The sequence below is a fragment of the Sphingobium sp. genome (assembly GCF_033795625.1).
Classification (GTDB): domain Bacteria; phylum Pseudomonadota; class Alphaproteobacteria; order Sphingomonadales; family Sphingomonadaceae; genus Sphingobium.
This window is the reverse complement of sequence record NZ_JARYGI010000040.1, coordinates 1-16,016: the sequence shown is the minus strand read 5'-3', so window position 1 is coordinate 16,016 and position 16,016 is coordinate 1. Positions and strand designations below refer to the sequence as shown.

Sequence of the window (16,016 nt, the reverse complement as noted above, 5' to 3'; positions counted from 1 at the left end):
AAAAAACGGTACTCGAAAGGGGAGATGGGGTGCAAGTCTGCTGTGGCGCCGGAAAGACCTATCCCGCCTTGCTCAATGTCACGGATGTTCCCCTCAGCGATGGCTTAATGACGGCAAGCTGCCGTTGGGCGCGAGCTTGCTTACAGCGGTACGCGTGAGCGAAACGATCCCTTTTACGACGATCCGAACCAGCGCCAGTTGCGTCAAAAGTTGTCGTAACGGATTTCTCTGGGTGCTGTCTCGCTTTTCGGAGCCGCGGAAACGTGAGGCATCATCGCTGACCCTGCTCGCAATGTCACCAACGATCATATGACTATTGTGCACAATTTAATTGTGTGCGAGTCTTCTTTCTCGATGATCATGTTAATCAACTTACAACCCACCGGAGAGTAGTATGAGCCACCTCTACACCACCAAGGTTACCGCAGTTGGCGGACGCAGCGGTACCGTCCGTAGCGACGACGGCATCCTCGACCTGTCTCTGGCTATGCCGAAGGAGCTTGGCGGTAAGGGCGGGGCGACGAACCCGGAGCAGCTTTTCGCGGCCGGCTACGCCGCCTGTTTCGAAAATGCCGTGATCCATGTCACTCATGCACAGGCAGACAAGGTACGTGACAATGACATCACGGTCGTCGGCGAGGTAAGCCTGCTGTCCAATGGATCTGGCGGCTTCGCCCTTGCGGTAACGCTCGACGTCGAGATTGCCGGGCTCGACCAGGCCAAAGCCGAGGAGATCGTCAAGGCGGCGCATGCCGTCTGCCCTTATTCCAACGCGGTGAAAGGCAATGTGGAAGTCAAGCTCAACGTCACCACGCGATGAGCAGGCCGGTGACGGCGCAGGCGCAGGAAGACGATCCGCTTCTCCTGGACCGGCAGGTGTGCTTCCCGCTTTACGCTGCCACCAACCTGCTCAATCGGCTTTACGGGCCGGTTCTCGGCAAGCTGGGTCTCACCTACCCGCAGTATCTGGTAATGCTGGTGTTATGGGAGCGTGAGGTTCAGACCGTAGGGGAGCTTGGGGCGCTGCTGTATCTTGACAGCGGCACCCTGACGCCGCTGCTGAAGCGGATGGAAACGGCAGGGCTGGTCGTTCGCGCCCGTGATCCCATTGATGAGCGGCGGGTAGTCGTCACGCTCACAGATCAGGGGTGGATGCTGCGCGATCGCGCGGTGCATGTGCCTGAGACCATGTCGGGCGGCTATGCGCCCGAAGGTCTCGACGAGCTGCGTGAGAGCGTCCGCACGCTCGTGACGATCCTGGCGCAGCGGGACGGGAAGCGGCCTGCATCGCCCCGTGCATTGTCACCGGATGAACGACGATGAGCGATCTCCGATCGTTAGCCACGCGACAACTTCTCTGGAGCGGCCAGCGCTGCCTCAAACTGATAGTTCTCCCGCCATGGCCAACGGACTGGAGCTGGTCGAGCCGGCGGCTCGGGCTGCTCGACGTCGAGCTTCACGCTGTAACTCTAATGACATCGGGTTCGTGGCAACTTTCATTGGACTGGGCGTTGGGCACTGACCGTCGCCAAGGGCCCTCGGTCCTGCTCTTCATCATTCGCAGCGTTTTGGCTGGTGACGGCATGCTGCGTCTGAAACCGCCGTTGGCAAGACGGTCAAGTGGCCGCTTTCCGAGCCAGGCCGCTGAGTCATGCAAGGCGCGAAGTGCGACTGGTTTGAAGCAGTACTTCTCCTTTCTGAGTCTCAAACTTTAAAGGGTGCCGCTTAGTCAGAGCAAGCCTTGCCGCCGCCCCGCTTCTGTGAGCAATCAAATCGTCTCGGTTAGCCTCCAAACCTATTAGTGCCAGCCGATCCGCGAAAGACGGCTTCGCGACGATCAATCTACCCTATTCTCCTCCGGCATCTGATCGGGGGCGACCGCGGCGCAGATGCACATGACCGACCATATATGATCCCAAGCGACTAAACTACGCATTATGCTTTGAGCTCTCCTCGGTAAGTTCGGCTAATTTTTGCCCATATTTTGATCCTGATCATTCTTTGGCGCCGCCACTTTGGGAAAGCACAGCCTGTGTTGCCTTAAGAGAGGCAGGGACAGCCTAAGCCAGGAGAGAAAAAATGCGCCCTTTTGTTTTCAGTTGCGACGCGCACATCGCCGAACCCGCCGACCTGTTCGTGAAAAACATGCCGGCAGCCATGCTTGACTACGTAATCCAAGGCGAGGCAATCGATGGCCTGCGCATCACAAAAATCGGCAGTCAGGTCATTCTTAAAATCCAGACCGATTTTCACAGCCATAAGACCGGGCAGGGGGATGCCGGGCCGACGACGGCGCCGGATCGCTCCTGCATCGACGCGGAGGAGAATTTCGTTAGCGATTGCGCGGTCGATACCAAGCGGCGAGGTGCACGCGATGTGGATCTGCGACTCGCCGACATGGATCGCGACGGCGTCGATGCCGAACTCGTCTTTCCTTCGCTCGGCCTCATGTTGCCCCGCATCGCCGACCCGGCTGCGCAGGCGGAGGCGTGCCGGATCTATAACGACTGGGCATGGGACTTCACTGCGGCGGCCCGTAACCGGCTGATCCCGGCGGCAATGATCCCGTGCATCGACTTTGATCTCGCGCTCGCCGAGTGTCAACGAGCCGCGGCCAAGGGTTATGCCGCCTTTTGTCTGTGGGAGGGCATGAACAACTACAACGATCCGCTATGGGACCCGATCTTCGCGTTCGCCGGAGAGAACGATATTCCGCTAGTCTTCCATACCGGCGTCGGCGACATAACCTTACGGGCACTTAAAGGCCCTGGCGGGGCGTTGTACAACTACACGCGCCAGATGAATGATGCCGTCGACATCATTACGCAACTGGTCGCCGGGGGCGTCCTCGACCGCAATCCGAAGTCGCATATCCTGTTCGCCGAACACAGTGCCGGATGGCTATATGGCCTCGCGGAACGGATGGACGAGGTGTACAAGGGGCACGCGCCCGTCATCAATCCGAAGCTCAGCCGTCTCCCAAGCGAGATCGTGCGCGATCAGGTCCACTGCGCGTTGCAGAACGACACAGGGTCGCTCGTGACGCGGCACGGGGTCGGGATCGGAGCACTGCTCTTCGCGACCGATTATCCCCACTCGGAAGGGACATTTCCTTTTTCGCGTGAGGTCGTCGACCGCATGATGGCCCAGCATCCTGATTGTACCCGCGATGACTTTGTGGCGGTACTTGGCGGCAACGCCGCGCGCTTATTCAAACACGCCAACTTGGGCGCGAAGGTCATGGAGCGTGCAAGAGCGCTCGAGGCCGGGTAAGCCAGCCTTCTTTTGCGGGCGCCGCTCGCATCCTGCACTAGCGGGATGCCTGCTGGCCTCGGCAGGCATGCTAGCAGCCTTTGCGTGAGGGCATCACACGGCTTCTGCTGTCGCACTGAACATGGCATGTATCCTCGCGCGTTCTCAACCTTGGCGACGACGGATTAAGGCACGTAGACTATGCAGTCTTGAAATGCTGCGACGCTGCCGGCAATGCTTAACGTGTCCTCAACCGAACAAGATTGCGTTAGCATCGTGACGTGAGGTTGGCATGCTTCGCTCGTTGCAATTACTACGATAATATGTCCGATAAGGACACTTATCGGACAGTCTATCGGGTGTACAAGCAGAGTTTACCTTCTTGCATTTTCCTATACTTTATCCCGCGTGACACCCGCGCCTCGCCCCTGGCAACTCGAACTCGCCCGCATCGACGGCGCGCTGCCGTTCCTGTCAGAACCCGAGGCCACCCTCCTTGCCCGCCGCTCGCTGCGCCGCCTGTGGGCGCACCATGTTCGCGCCTATCCGTTTGAAAACACAGGCCCCGATCACGACCCGGGGCTGGACGCCGGCGAGCTGGTGCGCAGTCCTTACGCCGCCGAGCGCGACGCCTTCCTGTCGTGGATCGCCCGCCGCGCCGCGCCACCACTCGCCGAGGCGGCCCGCAGCGTGCTCGCCGCCAAGGGCGTTCCCGAAACCTTCGCGCACGCCTACGCGATCGCCGATACCGCGCTCGACCGGCTCGATGCGCTGCTGCCGAGCGAGGATCCGCTGGCGGCGCTGGTCGCGCTCGTGGCGCAGCTCACCGAACACGAAACCGCATTCCTCGAAGGCGGCTCGGAAACGTACATCACCGCCGGGCGCGCCTTCAGCCGCCCGCCTGCGCGCGGCGGCGCCTGGGCCGGTTCACTCGCCGCCGCCCTGCGCCCGCAGCTGTTCGCCCTCGGTGCAGCACCGCTCGCGCTTGCCGGCCTGGTCCCGCGCGAGGCGTTCCAGTCGCTGCGCGAACGCGCGGTCCCGGCGATCCTCGCCGAGGCCCTGCTCACCGGCGCTACCGCCGCGCGCACCGACATCATCGCTGCCCACGCCGCCGTGGACCTCGGCAAGGCGCGATTGGCGAAGGTCAACCGCTCCTCGCGCGCACGCGATGCCTGGCTGCTGCTCGCCGGGCTCGGCCCCCTCACCCGCGCCGAGATCGCCCGCACGCTCGGCGTGACCAAACGCACCGCCTCGCAGGCCGCCGCCACGCTCGAGAAGGCCGGACTGATTGCGGGGGCCGGACGGCATGAAGGTCTCCGCATGGTAGCCCTGCGTAAAAATTGAACCGGGCGTAGCGTGCCCCCTCTCGCCCTGCCGCGAAATCGACCTGCACCGGGCGGTTTGCTGCGCTCTCAGGCGCCCCCCCCGTAGAACGCGCGCGCCGATAAGCTGTTGCAGCATATTGTCGTGCAGACAGAGCGAAAAGTTGCTTGAGTGGCCTGATCATTCGGGGCCGGAGCTGGAAGTAGTTCCGACCCCCGCGTAGTCGGAAATGTCTATCTCGTTCGCAAGGGTTTCATGGAGCCCGGTGGGGTGTCGGGAAGCTGGCGGCATTTGAGATTGATTCGCAAAAGGTGTCTGTTACCTTTTCCATCATGGAGCAAGCGCACGCAAACGAGGAAAGTCGGCAGCGATCAAACCATATGGACGCTTCGTTGGCGCGTGGCTTCGTTCGCCAGGAGGCGCAGCAGATCAGCGCGGCTCATCAGCAAATTCGCCATATCCCTGACGAATTGGGGAAGATGGTCGCAGATCGTTTCAGGGGGCGGCGACGCCTGTCGGCATCATCCTTGAATCTCCTTGCTGGCGAGATCGACAAGAAAGCCGGATGCGCCTTGAGTTCTGTGCTTTCCAGCAGAGCGCACCGGGCATCCAGCAAGGCGCGGCCGAACGCAATCCGATATGATATCGTTCACTATCTCGTTGAGGCCGTGCCGCAACCGCTTGTTGCTGGAACCACACCCAAGGACCGCATCATGCGGCTATGCGTATTTTCGGCCATGCTGGATCAGCGCGCGGTCACGATGCGGTTGCGTGAGACTCCCCTTTGCTTTTGGGAACATGCGGCGCGTCGCTACCTCGTGCGAGGCGGCGAAGAACATGAGGCGGCTGTGCGGGCGATCGCCCGCCGCCTCGCAAGTACTTTCATTTTGCCATCCATGGTCCTGAACACACGTGGCGCGGCAGCAGAAGGATCAACTCTGGCGATCCCCTTCGCGGATGGTCTCCTGCTTGGCGGGTTTCAGGCAAGCCCAAGGCCCGAAAATTCCGGTGGCCTTGTCACGTTCAACCGGTACTGCATGCAGCAGCGGACCATCCCCTACGGCATCAGTTCCAATTTCGTCGTCAAAACCTACGTCAATCCACGGCAACTGAGCCCCGATCAGCGTGAGGTGGCGCGCGAGATGGAGGCATGGCTGGCTAGCCACCAGGAGGCCGCCGAAGCGGCCATCATGCAGTTTTACCGCGTAGACGACAGCAACGAGACCGACATAATGGCACCAGAAGCCTGGAAGCGGCTGAAGGCCGACTTCCTGTCGATGTGGTCACGCCTGTCCGGCGTTCTCTCGCCTCTGGGGCATTTCGACGAGTAGTGCGCCAGCATGGCCTTCGTGAGCGGAACCTGTAGTTCCTGTTCGATCATCGCTGCGCCTCAACGATGGTGACGAGCTGGGCGCGCATGGCGGGTAGATCGTTCTGCGCGGTCGCCCACACCGCTTCGAGATCGACGTTGAAATAGCCGTGCATGAGATGGTTGCGCATACCCTTGGCATAGCGCCAGGGAATTTCGGGATTGGCCGCGACTATATCCGGCGCATGCCGCTCGACGTTGCGCGCCGCCTCCCCGATAATCTCGAAATTACGGATCACTGCATCCTGCGCCATCGGGCTATGGAGAAAGGTTTCACGGTCCAGGCCGTCGAGATAGGTCGCGATCCGGTCAATCGCAGCGATCATATGGCCGACATATTCACCGGCCCTCTCGGGCTTCATACAGTGCGCGCCTCGCGTTCCGCGACAACACGAATGTTCGGCGCCAGCGACGCCGGCGTCAGCACCTGTACCGGCAGCCCCAGCAAATCCTCGATCTCACAATTGATGGCAGACAGGTCGAACAGCGACATGATGTTTCCCGGCTTGTGATCGACCAGAAGGTCCAGATCGCTCCCCGGCTTGTCGTCGCCGCGTGCCACCGAGCCAAAAACACGCGGGTTGCTACCCTTGTGGCGCTCCACGATCGCGCGGATTTCGCTGCGATGGCGATCAAACAACACTGAAGGCCGCTCGCGGCGAGATCGAATGGTAAGGGTCTTCGCTTTTGCCATGTGCTGCCTGCCTTGCACGCAACGGTAGAGTATTTCGCGCATTCGCTCAACACGAGTTATTGCGAGCCATTCTCAAGTTGAGCTATGAGGGCGGGCCATGTCGACCAATTCCGTTGCTCTGACGCGCCTGCTGCTGCGCGAACGGCCGTCTCTGTTGCGGCTCGCCCAGCGCATTGTCGGCGATGCGCTGGCGGCCGAAGACGTGACGCAAAGCCTGTGGTTTCGCGTCCAGCGCGTCGAAGATAACCCGCCTATCGTCAACAAGCGGGCGTTTCTTTACCGACTCGCCGCGAATCTCGCGACCGACCAGGCCCGCAGTGATCGCCGGCACGGCGCGATCTTCGAGATGGGCGATCTGCCCGAGGATGTGGCCGACGATCAGCCCTCGGCCGAGAGGCAGATGATGGATCAGGAGCGCGTGCGGCAACTCGAAGCCGCACTGGAGGAATTACCGCTGCGCTGCCGGCAGGTTTTCACGCTCCGCCGCATCGACGGCCTGCCGGCGAACGAGGTGGCAGCGCGGCTTGGCATCACGCTCAATGCAGTTGCCAAGCATGTTCGGATAGCGGTTCGCCACTGCCACGAGCGGATGCAGAGCACATCCGATGCCTGAGTGACAATATTTCGCGCAGGAAAGTCCCGTTCCACGTATTCCAAGCGTCATAGAGATAAGAGAGACCGCACGCTTCGGATTCCATCCGCGCGTGATAAGGGGAATAACAGGATAGTGTCGGCTGAGCAGCCCATACCGAAGACGATTGCCGACGAAGCTGCACGCTGGTTCGCCGATCGCGACAGCGGCTTGTTGGACGACGAGCGGGAGTTGGCCGCATGGCTGGCGGCCGACCCCCGCCATGCCCGCGCCTTCGCGGAAATGGAGGCAGTGTGGGCGGACCTTGGCGGCGTGCAGGCGGCGCCGGATGTCAGGGCATCGCTTGCGCCGCCGCGACATAGCCACCGCCGCCTTTCCTGGCGGCGACAGCGGCAGGGAAAACCCCGCCGCTGGGTTCCCGTCGCGGTCGCGGCCAGCCTCGCCATGCTGGTTGTCGGCGGGGTTCAGGATTGGCCCACGCGCCTGCGATCCGACGCCATGACGGCAACCGGGGAGCGGCGCACGGTGGCCTTGCCCGACGGCTCGCGCGTGCATCTCAACACCGCGAGCGCCATTACCTTCGACTATCGCGCTGATCGACGGGTGATCCGGCTGCTGAAGGGGGAGGCTTCGTTCACCGTTGCGGCCAATCCCTTGCGCCCCTTCACCGTCGAGGCGGCCGGCGGTAGCACGACTGCGCTCGGCACGCGCTTTCTAGTGCGCGACCTGGGCGAAGACACCCGTGTCACCGTCACGGAGCATAGCGTCCGCGTCGCCTATCCAGAGGGGCAGACGGCGCAAGCCCGGATCGGAGAAGGCCAGAGCCTCCTTTATGGCCCCGGTCGTGGTCTGGGCACAGCTCTGCGGGTCAACGCCGCCGATGCCGAAGCGTGGACGCAGGGCGTTCTGGTATTCGAGAACCGCCCGCTCTCCGAAGTCGTCGCTGAGTTGGGGCGCTATCATCCCGGCTATGTCCGTCTGATCGGCGCCGAAGTGCAAAGCCGACGGGTGAGCGGCGTGTTCAGCATCGATGATCCGGTCAGTTCGTTCGCGAAATTGCAAAGGTCGCTGGGCCTCCGCTCGGTCCAGATCACCGGCCGACTTATCTTCATATTCTCCTAATTTCAGCGGCCCGGGAAAAAATTCATCCACGACAGTCCCGTTCCGGCAACCCCGCTCGTCATACAGATGAGAGGCATTCGCATTAGCGATAAGCGAGCCTCCCATTTTTACGACGGGGGAAGTTTTGGTGATTTCGAGTTCCAGATACCGCACCAACCGCAATCTGGTGTGTGCCTGGCTGGCGACAACGACGCTATCCATTGCCGCTTTCGGCGGGGCCATGCCTGCCTCTGCGCAGGAGGCGGCCAGCTATGATATTCCTGCGGGACCGCTTTCCACCGCCCTCAACCAGTTCGCGCGCCAGGCCAAGGTCGAACTGATCTATGACGCGCCGCTTACCCAGTATGCGACCAGCCCCGGCCTCAAAGGCAGCTATGACACAGCCGATGCCTTGTCACTCCTGCTCGCGGAGTCTGGCGTAACCTTCAGGCAGACCAGCGCACGGGTCTTCACCCTGGCGCGCGCGCAGCAAGCCGCGGTCGATGGCGGCGCCGTGACACTCGGGCCGCTTCAGGTTGAAGGCGAACGCACGGCGCGGGAGAATGAAACAGGCGCCGAGCGAGATGCTCGCCGCAAGGATGAGGTTTACGATCAGGACATTTCCTCAGCCTTCGCAAGCCGGGAGGAAATCGAGCGCTACAGGGGCACGAACACCGCTGATGTGCTCAAGGGCATGGTCAACGTGTTCAGCGGCGACGCGCGCAATGGGGGCGCGATCGATCCCAGCATTCGCGGCACCCAGGGGCCTGGTCGCGTGCCGGTCATCATCGACGGCACGGAGCAGGCACTGACGGTCTGGCGCGGCTATAACGGGGCGAGCAATCGCAGCTATATCGATCCCAGCCTGATTTCAGGCCTACAGGTTCTCAAGGGTCCGGTTTCCACGCGCGGGGTCAACGGCTCGACGGGCGGCGCCGTGGTTGTCAACACACTTGATGCCGCCGACATTCTGAAGCCCGGCCAGACCTTCGGGATCGAGATGAAGCTGGAAGGCGGCAACAATTCCACAAACCCGCGCCTGCCGACGCTGCTTACCGGACAGGATTACACGACCGTCCCTGGCTTCCTCTGCTCCGCGAGCGGCTCGCCCACTTATCCTTATTGTGATGCCTCGCTGCGCGTAAACCTAAGGACCGCCGACGATAACGAATCCTTCTCCGCTGGCGACCGTGCAATCCGCATCGCCGCAGCAGGCCGCGTTGGCGATTTCGAGCTATTTGGCGCCTACGCATTCCGTGAGCGCGGCAACTATTTCTCCGGGAAAAATAGCGCCAGCTATTATCAGCAGGAGGGGTTGCCACAAAATTCGGACACTTATGTCCGGATATTGGGCTTGCATTACGAACCCGGCAACGAGGTTCCCAACACATCGAGTGAGTTGGAGTCCGTCCTGCTCAAGGCAACGTGGCACATCGATGACGATCAGGCGTTGCAAGTCGGCTTCCGCGACACCCGGTCAAAATTTGGCGAGATCATGCCTTCGCGGATCATGACGACGGACGGGACCAATTTTGGTAACGTCCAATGGCCCCTGAGCAAGGTCCATGCCCAGGCTTATAACGCCGAATATAAGTGGCAGCCCGACAGCCGCTGGATCGATCTCAAGGCAACTGCATGGCTGACCGATACGGTGAGCAATACCTATAGCGCGGGTGGATTTCCCAATTCGGCATCCACGGGCGATCCGATCATTATCGACAGTGCGCTGATGAAGGCCCGCAATGATCGATTTGGCTTTTCCGCGAGCAACCAGTTCAATCTCTCCTCGAAGCTGAACCTTCTGCTCGACGCAAACTGGCAGCATGAGAAGCTGCGCTCCGACGATGAATATACGCCAGTCGTAGCAAATGGTTTTCGGCAGTATCCGCGCGCGGGACGCCGTGAGGAGTATCGCATCAACCTGAGCGGCGAATGGAAGCCCGTAAAATTCCTCAAGCTCAATGCCGGCCTCGCTTATTCTGGCTATTGGGCCAAGGATGATTTTCTGCCGAAGCTGATCGAGTATAATAATGGTTCGATCAGCCAGCTTGTCACAACTTCGTATGCCACGTCCTATCAAACTACCGAGACAGGCGTCGAAGCCTATACAGAATACCGTCGTGCACAATTATTTGCCGCGTGGGCAAACCAGGGGGTTTCAGACGAACTTGTCAACACAATAGTAAGTCGACAGCTCGCTAGAGACGTTGCCGCTTACGAGGCCAATCCGGTGCCTTTCACGATAACAAACACCGGGACATGGGAGCCAGATGCCAGCGGCAATTACAGCCGTGCGAGCAATGTCTGTCTCAATGGGTCGCTGGCGACACTTTCCAACTATGTCGCAGGCAGCTGCTATGCAAACCCGGTGAGGGGGAATGTTTCGTTAACCGAAGCCAAACGCAAATCGGGTCATGGCTGGGCGCCGTCGGCCTCGGCCACCCTTTATCTGAGCGACAGCAGCCGTGCCTATGTCCGCTATGCCCAGGCCCTGCGCTTCCCCAGCATGTTTGAGAGCACGATCGGTTTCTCGGCATCGATCAATCCCACGGCTGATCTAAAGCCAGAGCGCATCAAATCCTGGGAAGCTGCTTTCATTCAGGATTTGCGGCCGCTCTTCCGCCTTAACGGGCCCGATCAGCGTGCGGACGTCAAGCTAACCTGGTACCAAAATACCACTCATGATCTGATTGAGCGAGATACGAACCTAATGTTCAGCAATCTCGACAAGCAGGTAATCGCGGGGTTCGAACTACAGGTACGCTTTGACAATGGCCATTTCTTTACGGACATTAGCGCGGGTCATATGACCAAGAACCAGGCTTGCGATGAAAGCCTGGCAACGACGATGGACGAGGATTTTGGCCGCGTACCCAATTGCGTCAAATATGGATTTGTTGCCGGATTTCTTCTCACTCAGGCTACGCCGGAGGACACAGTAAACTGGTCGGTCGGCGGCCGCTTCTTCGATAAGCGCCTGGAACTGGGCGGCCGCCTTATATGGTATAGCGGCTATGACAATCCGCAGTTGGCGCAGTTCACCGATTTGAATCAGGAGGGCGGCTGCGTCGGAGCGTGCGCGCTCAATATTCCCTATACCTGGGGTGAGATCATCACCTTCGACGCTTATGCCCGGTTCCGGATCAACGAGCGGTTCACCGCCGAACTGTCCGGCACCAATCTCAACGACCGTTATTACATGGACCCTCTCTCGCGCTCGATGCTGCCCGCCCCTGGTCGGACGGTGCGCATGAGCCTGACCGGGAGGTTCTGACCCGAGATTCAGGGCCGCCACCGCATCCACCATCTGAAAAACGGGCTGACAGCGGCGACCCTGGATGAATGCGCTCGATGATCGAGCGCTCCAACACGCAGGAGAAGTAGAATGAAGTTCGTACATCTCAAGGCATTTGTCGGCACCATGGCGCTTTCCGTTGCCTTGGCCGGCACGGCCCAGGCCCAGCTCGTCTCGGCCGACATCACCTCGGGCGTCAGCAAGCCAACCCTGGTCGACATCGACGTGAGCACGGTGAATGCTAACCCGGTTCACGTTCCAGGCCGCGTCGGGATTAGTGTTCCGAGCACGAACGGTCAGTACATCGATTTCCAGGGTCTGAAAAACATCCTGGGCAACAATACCGTCACGACCTTCATCAACACCACCGAGGCGGAAACCGATCACAGCCAATATGGCCGCTTCGACTTCGGGCAAGCCGGCTCCAATGATGTGTGGTTTGGCGAATGGTCGCAGGCAGGGGACGCCTCGGGCAGCAGTCACACCGTCTATTTTGGCGGTTCCGATGCGACCACCAATGTGGAAGCGCTGCTCCAGTCCGGTGAAGTGAAATATGCCGTCAATGGCATCGGCAACTATGCCACCAACGGTCTCTTGAGCGGTGAGTTCACCGCGAACTTCGATGGTCTCGGCGGCGGAAGCATCAGCGGCGACGTTACCAACGGTAGCTATACCGTGGATATCGGCACGGCCACGATTACCAATGCGACGTTCAGCGGCAATGGCGGATCGGTCGCGTCCGGAGCGGGCACTCTCGCCTCCAGCGGCGCCGTGACGGGCCAGTTCTACGGCTCCAATGTCGATGCGCTGGCCGGTTATGTGACCTTCACCAACACCGTGTACGATACCGCCTTCGGCGGAACCCGCACCACGCCGTAACGCGGATTGCACCTGATGGGACAGGGTTCGCCATCGAGCGGGCCCTGTCCTTTTGTTCATTGTCTCATTGATGCTCAGGATATGTTCCATCGCCATGTCCCTCCGGAATTGCTCTGCACAAATCGTCCCCGCCGGGGCGATCATCCTGTTTGCTTCAGTGAGCATGGCAACGCCGGCTTCTGCGCAGATCGAGAATGGGCAGGACACTCGGCTTCGGCTCGACCAGCAGCTCGACCAGCAACGCGCCCGACAGGAAGAAAAGGGACTGGAAGGCATTGATGGAACCGATGCGCCCGATTCTCTCGTCATCGACGGCAAAACCTATGCTGTCGGCAACAATGTCGATGATATAGGAAAGGCACTCTATATTTCAGTCGGGCGACGGCAATGGGCGGACGTTCGCCGCTTTCTTGCCACCTATGAGCTATTGCCGGATCACGATCCGATGCTCGTCCATTACGCAAAAGGGGGACTGGCCCGTGCCGGCGGCGATCTGGCCGAAGCCGAACGCGAGTATCGAGCGCTCCTGAAACTGAATTCGACCTTTCTCCCCGGCCAACTTGAACTGGGAAGGGTGCTGTTCGAGAACCGGAAGGATCGAGATGCGAAACGAGCTTTCCAGGCGATCCGCGACCAATTGGCTGATGGCGGCGAGCAGGCTCAAGGGGTGTTGCGAAATGTCGACGCCTTTCTTGGCGCACTGAAGAAACGGCAGGGATGGCAAGTCAACCTCGCCTTGGGCCCCAGCTACAGCGATAACGTAAACCAGTCGTCTGCAAGCTATACGTGAAGCGTCCCGGGTTTTCCGGAGGCTCCTATATGTGAGAAGGAGCTACGGTTATGAGCAAGACCCGGAATAAGTTTTCGCCTGAGGTGCGCGATCGCGCTGTGCGCATGGTTGGCGAGCATCGTGCCGACTACGGCTCGGAGTGGGAGGCGATGACCTCGATCGCCCAGAAGATCGGATGCACAGCCGAGACGCTGCGCCGCTGGTGCCGTGAGGAGGCGAGCCGACGAACGGCGCCAGCGGCGCAGGCGGCCGATGACAAGGCCAGGCTCAAACTGCTGGAACGGGAGGTTAAGGAACTGCGGCGGGCCAACGAGATCCTGCGCAAGGCGTCGGCGTATTTTGCGATGGCGGAGCTCGACCGCCACGGCAAATGATGATGTCGTTCATCGACGCTCATCGCGAGGACCTGGGTATCGAGCCAATCTGCCGAGAACTGGCAATTGCCCCGTCCTCCTATCATGAACACGCCTCACGCCTTGCCGACCCCGGCAGGCGTCCGGCGCGTGCTCGCAGCGACGAGGCGATGCTTGAGCAGATCAAGCGCGTCCACGATGCCAACTACGGTGTCTATGGCTCGCGCAAAGTCTGGCACCAATTGCGACGCGAGGGCATTGCGGTTGCCAAATGCACCGTGGAGCGCTTGATGCGCGTCATGGGCCTGGCAGGCGTTCGTCGCGGAAAGAAGACGATCACGACGGTGAGCAATCCCAAAGCGCCATGCCCGCTCGACAAGGTCAACCGGGAGTTTCGCGTCGCCCGGCCCAACGCCTTGTGGGTGGTCGATTTCACCTACGTCCACACGTGGGCTGGTTTCGTCTACGTGGCCTTCGTGATCGACGCCTATGCCCGACGCATCGTGGGCTGGAAGGTTAGCAGCAGCGCCACCGCCGGCTTCGTGCTGGACGCTCTGGAGCAGGCAATCCAGGCACGCAGGCCCGGGCCTGATGATGGCTTGGTCCATCACAGCGACAGGGGCGTTCAATATCTTGCCATGGCCTATACCCAGCGCCTTGCCGAGGCCAACCTCGTCCCCTCTGTCGGCAGCGTCGGCGATTCATATGACAACGCATTGGCCGAGACGATCAACGGGCTCTACAAGGCCGAGGTGATCTGGCGCCAGCGCTCCTGGCCGAGCGCATCAGCCGTCGAAATGGCCACCCTGCGCTGGGTCCACTGGTTCAACCACCATCGCCTCTTCGGCCCCATCGGCTATATTCCTCCTGCCGAGGCCGAGGCAAACTACTATGCAGCCATAGAGACCCTCGATATGGTTGCCTGACCCAAACCATACTGCCTCCGGAAAACCCGGGACGCTTCAACGTGCCTGTTAGCGAACACCGATGGAGCATGCCTCATAGAGCGCAAGGTTCCCGACGCAATCAAAGCGGCCGGTATCTCGTTCGAGGGCGGCATCAACCGCAGGATAGCCCTGGGCGGGCATAGCGGGCTGCGAGGCCGAACGATTTTCTTCGGGGATATTTATCCCGAGCATCATGATTTTTCACAGGCCACGATAATCACGCGATTGGGCTATGACTATCAGACCGCTCGGGATGGCTTGGCGATCTCGCCTTCTTTTGATCTGGGCACGCTTGGCTCTTCCACACTCTATCGTGCCTGGGGCCTCAACGCTGAATGGACACATATCTTTTCGTCCAAGGTAATGGCGAGACTGGAAGCCAACCACCGGAAATTCGACTACTTGTTGGCAGGCTATCAATCGCAGGATGGCCCGCTTACCGATATCGGCCTGACGACGTGGTACGTCCCGGCAAGGAACTGGACGCTTTTTGCAGGCCTGGACTTCTCCGCCAAAGATGCACCTTTGTCTGTTGATTCCTATCATCAATGGGGTGCCCGGCTTGGCGTCAACAAGGCATTCGGCCAGAGCGCAAGCATCATGGTGATCGGTTCCTATAGGCGCCGCGATTTCCGCGCTTATAGTGAGTTGTTCGAGGCACAGCGCAGCGACGACCAGTTCAACGCCACCGTTATCGCGCGCTTCCCGATTCTGAAGTTCGCAGCGCTGACACCTGAGGTCGTAGTCCAGCATAACCGCGTCGAGAGCAACATCGACTGGCTCTATTCTTACAAGCGCACGATCGCCAGCGTGAGGCTGAGCCGTGCCTTCTGATCCACCCGAAACGATTTGCTGCCACCGCGCGGAAGACCGCCGCGCCGGTCAGCGCGGGATTACCGCCTTTGATCCTCTGCAACTCTCGCCACCGTTCCCCCATGATGGCGAAGCGGGTGGAGGAGGCAAAGGCCCATCAACCGCCATTGCCTCCAAAGCTCTCATAACTGTCGGCGATCCGTCTCAGTCTTCGTCCCCCAGGCCGAGCTTCACTCCCTCACCGGGGGCCGATCCAAAGAGTCGTTGCAGCCCAAAGATTTGCGCCACCCCGCACCGCTTCCATTCCACAATCATACGAAAGAGGGATTGACCATGACCGTGACCACTTCCGCACGCCCCGTTGAAGATCCGAGCCGCGCCAAGCGGCTGAAGGCGCTCACGAGCACCGTCCATGAGGGCGTCGATCGCTCGATCATGTCGGCGTCATCTTTCGCCAGCCTCGAGCGCTACAAGGACTTCCTGGCCATCCAGTATCTATTCCATCGCGACGTGGCCGCGCTCTATGCCGATAAGGGCTCTGTTGCAAAAATCGTGAAGCTTGAGCATGCTTGGCGGAGATTGGACGGACGGAACGATGACGGATTTCA

14 protein-coding genes, 1 pseudogene and 1 other annotated feature are annotated in these 16,016 nt (G+C 60.4%); of the genes and pseudogenes, 13 read left to right on the top strand and 2 right to left on the bottom strand.

The genetic code is table 11. From position 1 onward, the window contains the following. Positions 1 to 394: 394 nt before the first annotated feature. From QHC67_RS15945 to QHC67_RS15925, 5 genes are all read left to right on the top strand, one after another. Positions 395 to 820 carry an organic hydroperoxide resistance protein gene (locus tag QHC67_RS15945; RefSeq protein WP_319295768.1) on the top strand — a complete coding sequence of 142 codons (426 nt, stop codon included), beginning with the start codon at positions 395 to 397 and terminating at the stop codon, positions 818 to 820. Further along, the gene (locus QHC67_RS15940) at positions 817 to 1,323 is read left to right on the top strand and encodes a MarR family winged helix-turn-helix transcriptional regulator (protein WP_413818556.1); all 507 of its coding nucleotides are present in this window, start codon (positions 817 to 819) and stop codon (positions 1,321 to 1,323) included. Before QHC67_RS15945 ends, QHC67_RS15940 begins: the two co-directional genes overlap by 4 nt. Before the next feature lie 822 nt (positions 1,324 to 2,145). Next, the gene (locus tag QHC67_RS15935; protein ID WP_319295766.1) at positions 2,146 to 3,273 is read left to right on the top strand and encodes an amidohydrolase family protein; all 1,128 of its coding nucleotides are present in this window, start codon (positions 2,146 to 2,148) and stop codon (positions 3,271 to 3,273) included. 387 nt (positions 3,274 to 3,660) lie between these two features. After that, positions 3,661 to 4,596, top strand: a complete 936-nt coding sequence (locus QHC67_RS15930; RefSeq protein ID WP_319295765.1) for a helix-turn-helix domain-containing protein — start codon at positions 3,661 to 3,663, stop codon at positions 4,594 to 4,596. A 371-nt stretch (positions 4,597 to 4,967) separates the two neighbouring features. Then, positions 4,968 to 5,906, top strand: a complete 939-nt coding sequence (locus tag QHC67_RS15925; RefSeq protein ID WP_319295763.1) for a hypothetical protein — start codon at positions 4,968 to 4,970, stop codon at positions 5,904 to 5,906. Positions 5,907 to 5,952: 46 nt separating this feature from the next. Here the strand turns inward: QHC67_RS15925 and QHC67_RS15920 are convergent, their stop codons facing one another. Next, positions 5,953 to 6,306: a DUF86 domain-containing protein gene (locus QHC67_RS15920; RefSeq protein ID WP_319295762.1), complete on the bottom strand. Its 354-nt coding sequence runs from the start codon at positions 6,304 to 6,306 to the stop codon at positions 5,953 to 5,955. Next, the gene (locus QHC67_RS15915) at positions 6,303 to 6,680 is read right to left on the bottom strand and encodes a nucleotidyltransferase family protein (protein ID WP_319295760.1); all 378 of its coding nucleotides are present in this window, start codon (positions 6,678 to 6,680) and stop codon (positions 6,303 to 6,305) included. The genes QHC67_RS15920 and QHC67_RS15915 overlap by 4 nt, the downstream gene beginning before the upstream one ends. Before the next feature lie 55 nt (positions 6,681 to 6,735). On the opposite strand from QHC67_RS15915, the gene QHC67_RS15910 reads away from it, so the two are divergent. The 8 genes and pseudogenes from QHC67_RS15910 to QHC67_RS15875 all read left to right on the top strand — a co-directional run. Continuing rightward, a complete protein-coding gene (locus tag QHC67_RS15910) occupies positions 6,736 to 7,251 on the top strand; it encodes an RNA polymerase sigma factor (RefSeq protein WP_319295759.1) in 516 nt (171 codons plus the stop codon). 114 nt (positions 7,252 to 7,365) lie between these two features. Then, positions 7,366 to 8,352: a FecR family protein gene (locus QHC67_RS15905; protein ID WP_319295757.1), complete on the top strand. Its 987-nt coding sequence runs from the start codon at positions 7,366 to 7,368 to the stop codon at positions 8,350 to 8,352. Between the two features lie 127 nt (positions 8,353 to 8,479). Then, entirely contained in the window at positions 8,480 to 11,605 is a 3,126-nt protein-coding gene (locus QHC67_RS15900; protein WP_319295756.1) for a TonB-dependent receptor, read from the top strand. A 111-nt stretch (positions 11,606 to 11,716) separates the two neighbouring features. Beyond that, entirely contained in the window at positions 11,717 to 12,505 is a 789-nt protein-coding gene (locus QHC67_RS15895) for a Slam-dependent surface lipoprotein (protein ID WP_319295754.1), read from the top strand. A gap of 163 nt (positions 12,506 to 12,668) precedes the next feature. Further along, a complete protein-coding gene (locus QHC67_RS15890; protein ID WP_319295753.1) occupies positions 12,669 to 13,295 on the top strand; it encodes a hypothetical protein in 627 nt (208 codons plus the stop codon). A 50-nt stretch (positions 13,296 to 13,345) separates the two neighbouring features. Beyond that, positions 13,346 to 14,574 (top strand): IS3 family transposase gene (locus QHC67_RS15885; protein ID WP_413818555.1). Its coding sequence is split into 2 segments (ribosomal slippage): positions 13,346 to 13,634 and positions 13,634 to 14,574, totalling 1,230 coding nucleotides; the frame shifts between segments, so codons are not numbered across the junction. Then, positions 13,627 to 13,741: a sequence feature (AL1L pseudoknot), on the top strand. (Overlaps the previous gene by 115 nt.) A 45-nt stretch (positions 14,575 to 14,619) precedes the next feature. Further along, entirely contained in the window at positions 14,620 to 15,429 is an 810-nt protein-coding gene (locus tag QHC67_RS15880) for a surface lipoprotein assembly modifier (protein ID WP_319295786.1), read from the top strand. Positions 15,430 to 15,741: 312 nt separating this feature from the next. Next, positions 15,742 to 16,016: pseudogene (locus tag QHC67_RS15875) on the top strand (hypothetical protein); the annotation flags it as partial.

Excerpts from the sequence above, each read along its gene's own strand:
- QHC67_RS15945 (WP_319295768.1), top strand. The coding sequence starts at position 395 with ATGAGCCACCTCTACACCACCAAGGTTACCGCAGTTGGCGGACGCAGC.
- QHC67_RS15940 (WP_413818556.1), top strand. The coding sequence starts at position 817 with ATGAGCAGGCCGGTGACGGCGCAGGCGCAGGAAGACGATCCGCTTCTC.
- QHC67_RS15935 (WP_319295766.1), top strand. The coding sequence starts at position 2,146 with ATGCCGGCAGCCATGCTTGACTACGTAATCCAAGGCGAGGCAATCGAT.
- QHC67_RS15920 (WP_319295762.1), bottom strand. The coding sequence starts at position 6,306 with ATGAAGCCCGAGAGGGCCGGTGAATATGTCGGCCATATGATCGCTGCG.
- QHC67_RS15915 (WP_319295760.1), bottom strand. The coding sequence starts at position 6,680 with ATGCGCGAAATACTCTACCGTTGCGTGCAAGGCAGGCAGCACATGGCA.
- QHC67_RS15910 (WP_319295759.1), top strand. The coding sequence starts at position 6,736 with ATGTCGACCAATTCCGTTGCTCTGACGCGCCTGCTGCTGCGCGAACGG.
- QHC67_RS15895 (WP_319295754.1), top strand. The coding sequence starts at position 11,717 with ATGAAGTTCGTACATCTCAAGGCATTTGTCGGCACCATGGCGCTTTCC.
- QHC67_RS15890 (WP_319295753.1), top strand. The coding sequence starts at position 12,669 with ATGGCAACGCCGGCTTCTGCGCAGATCGAGAATGGGCAGGACACTCGG.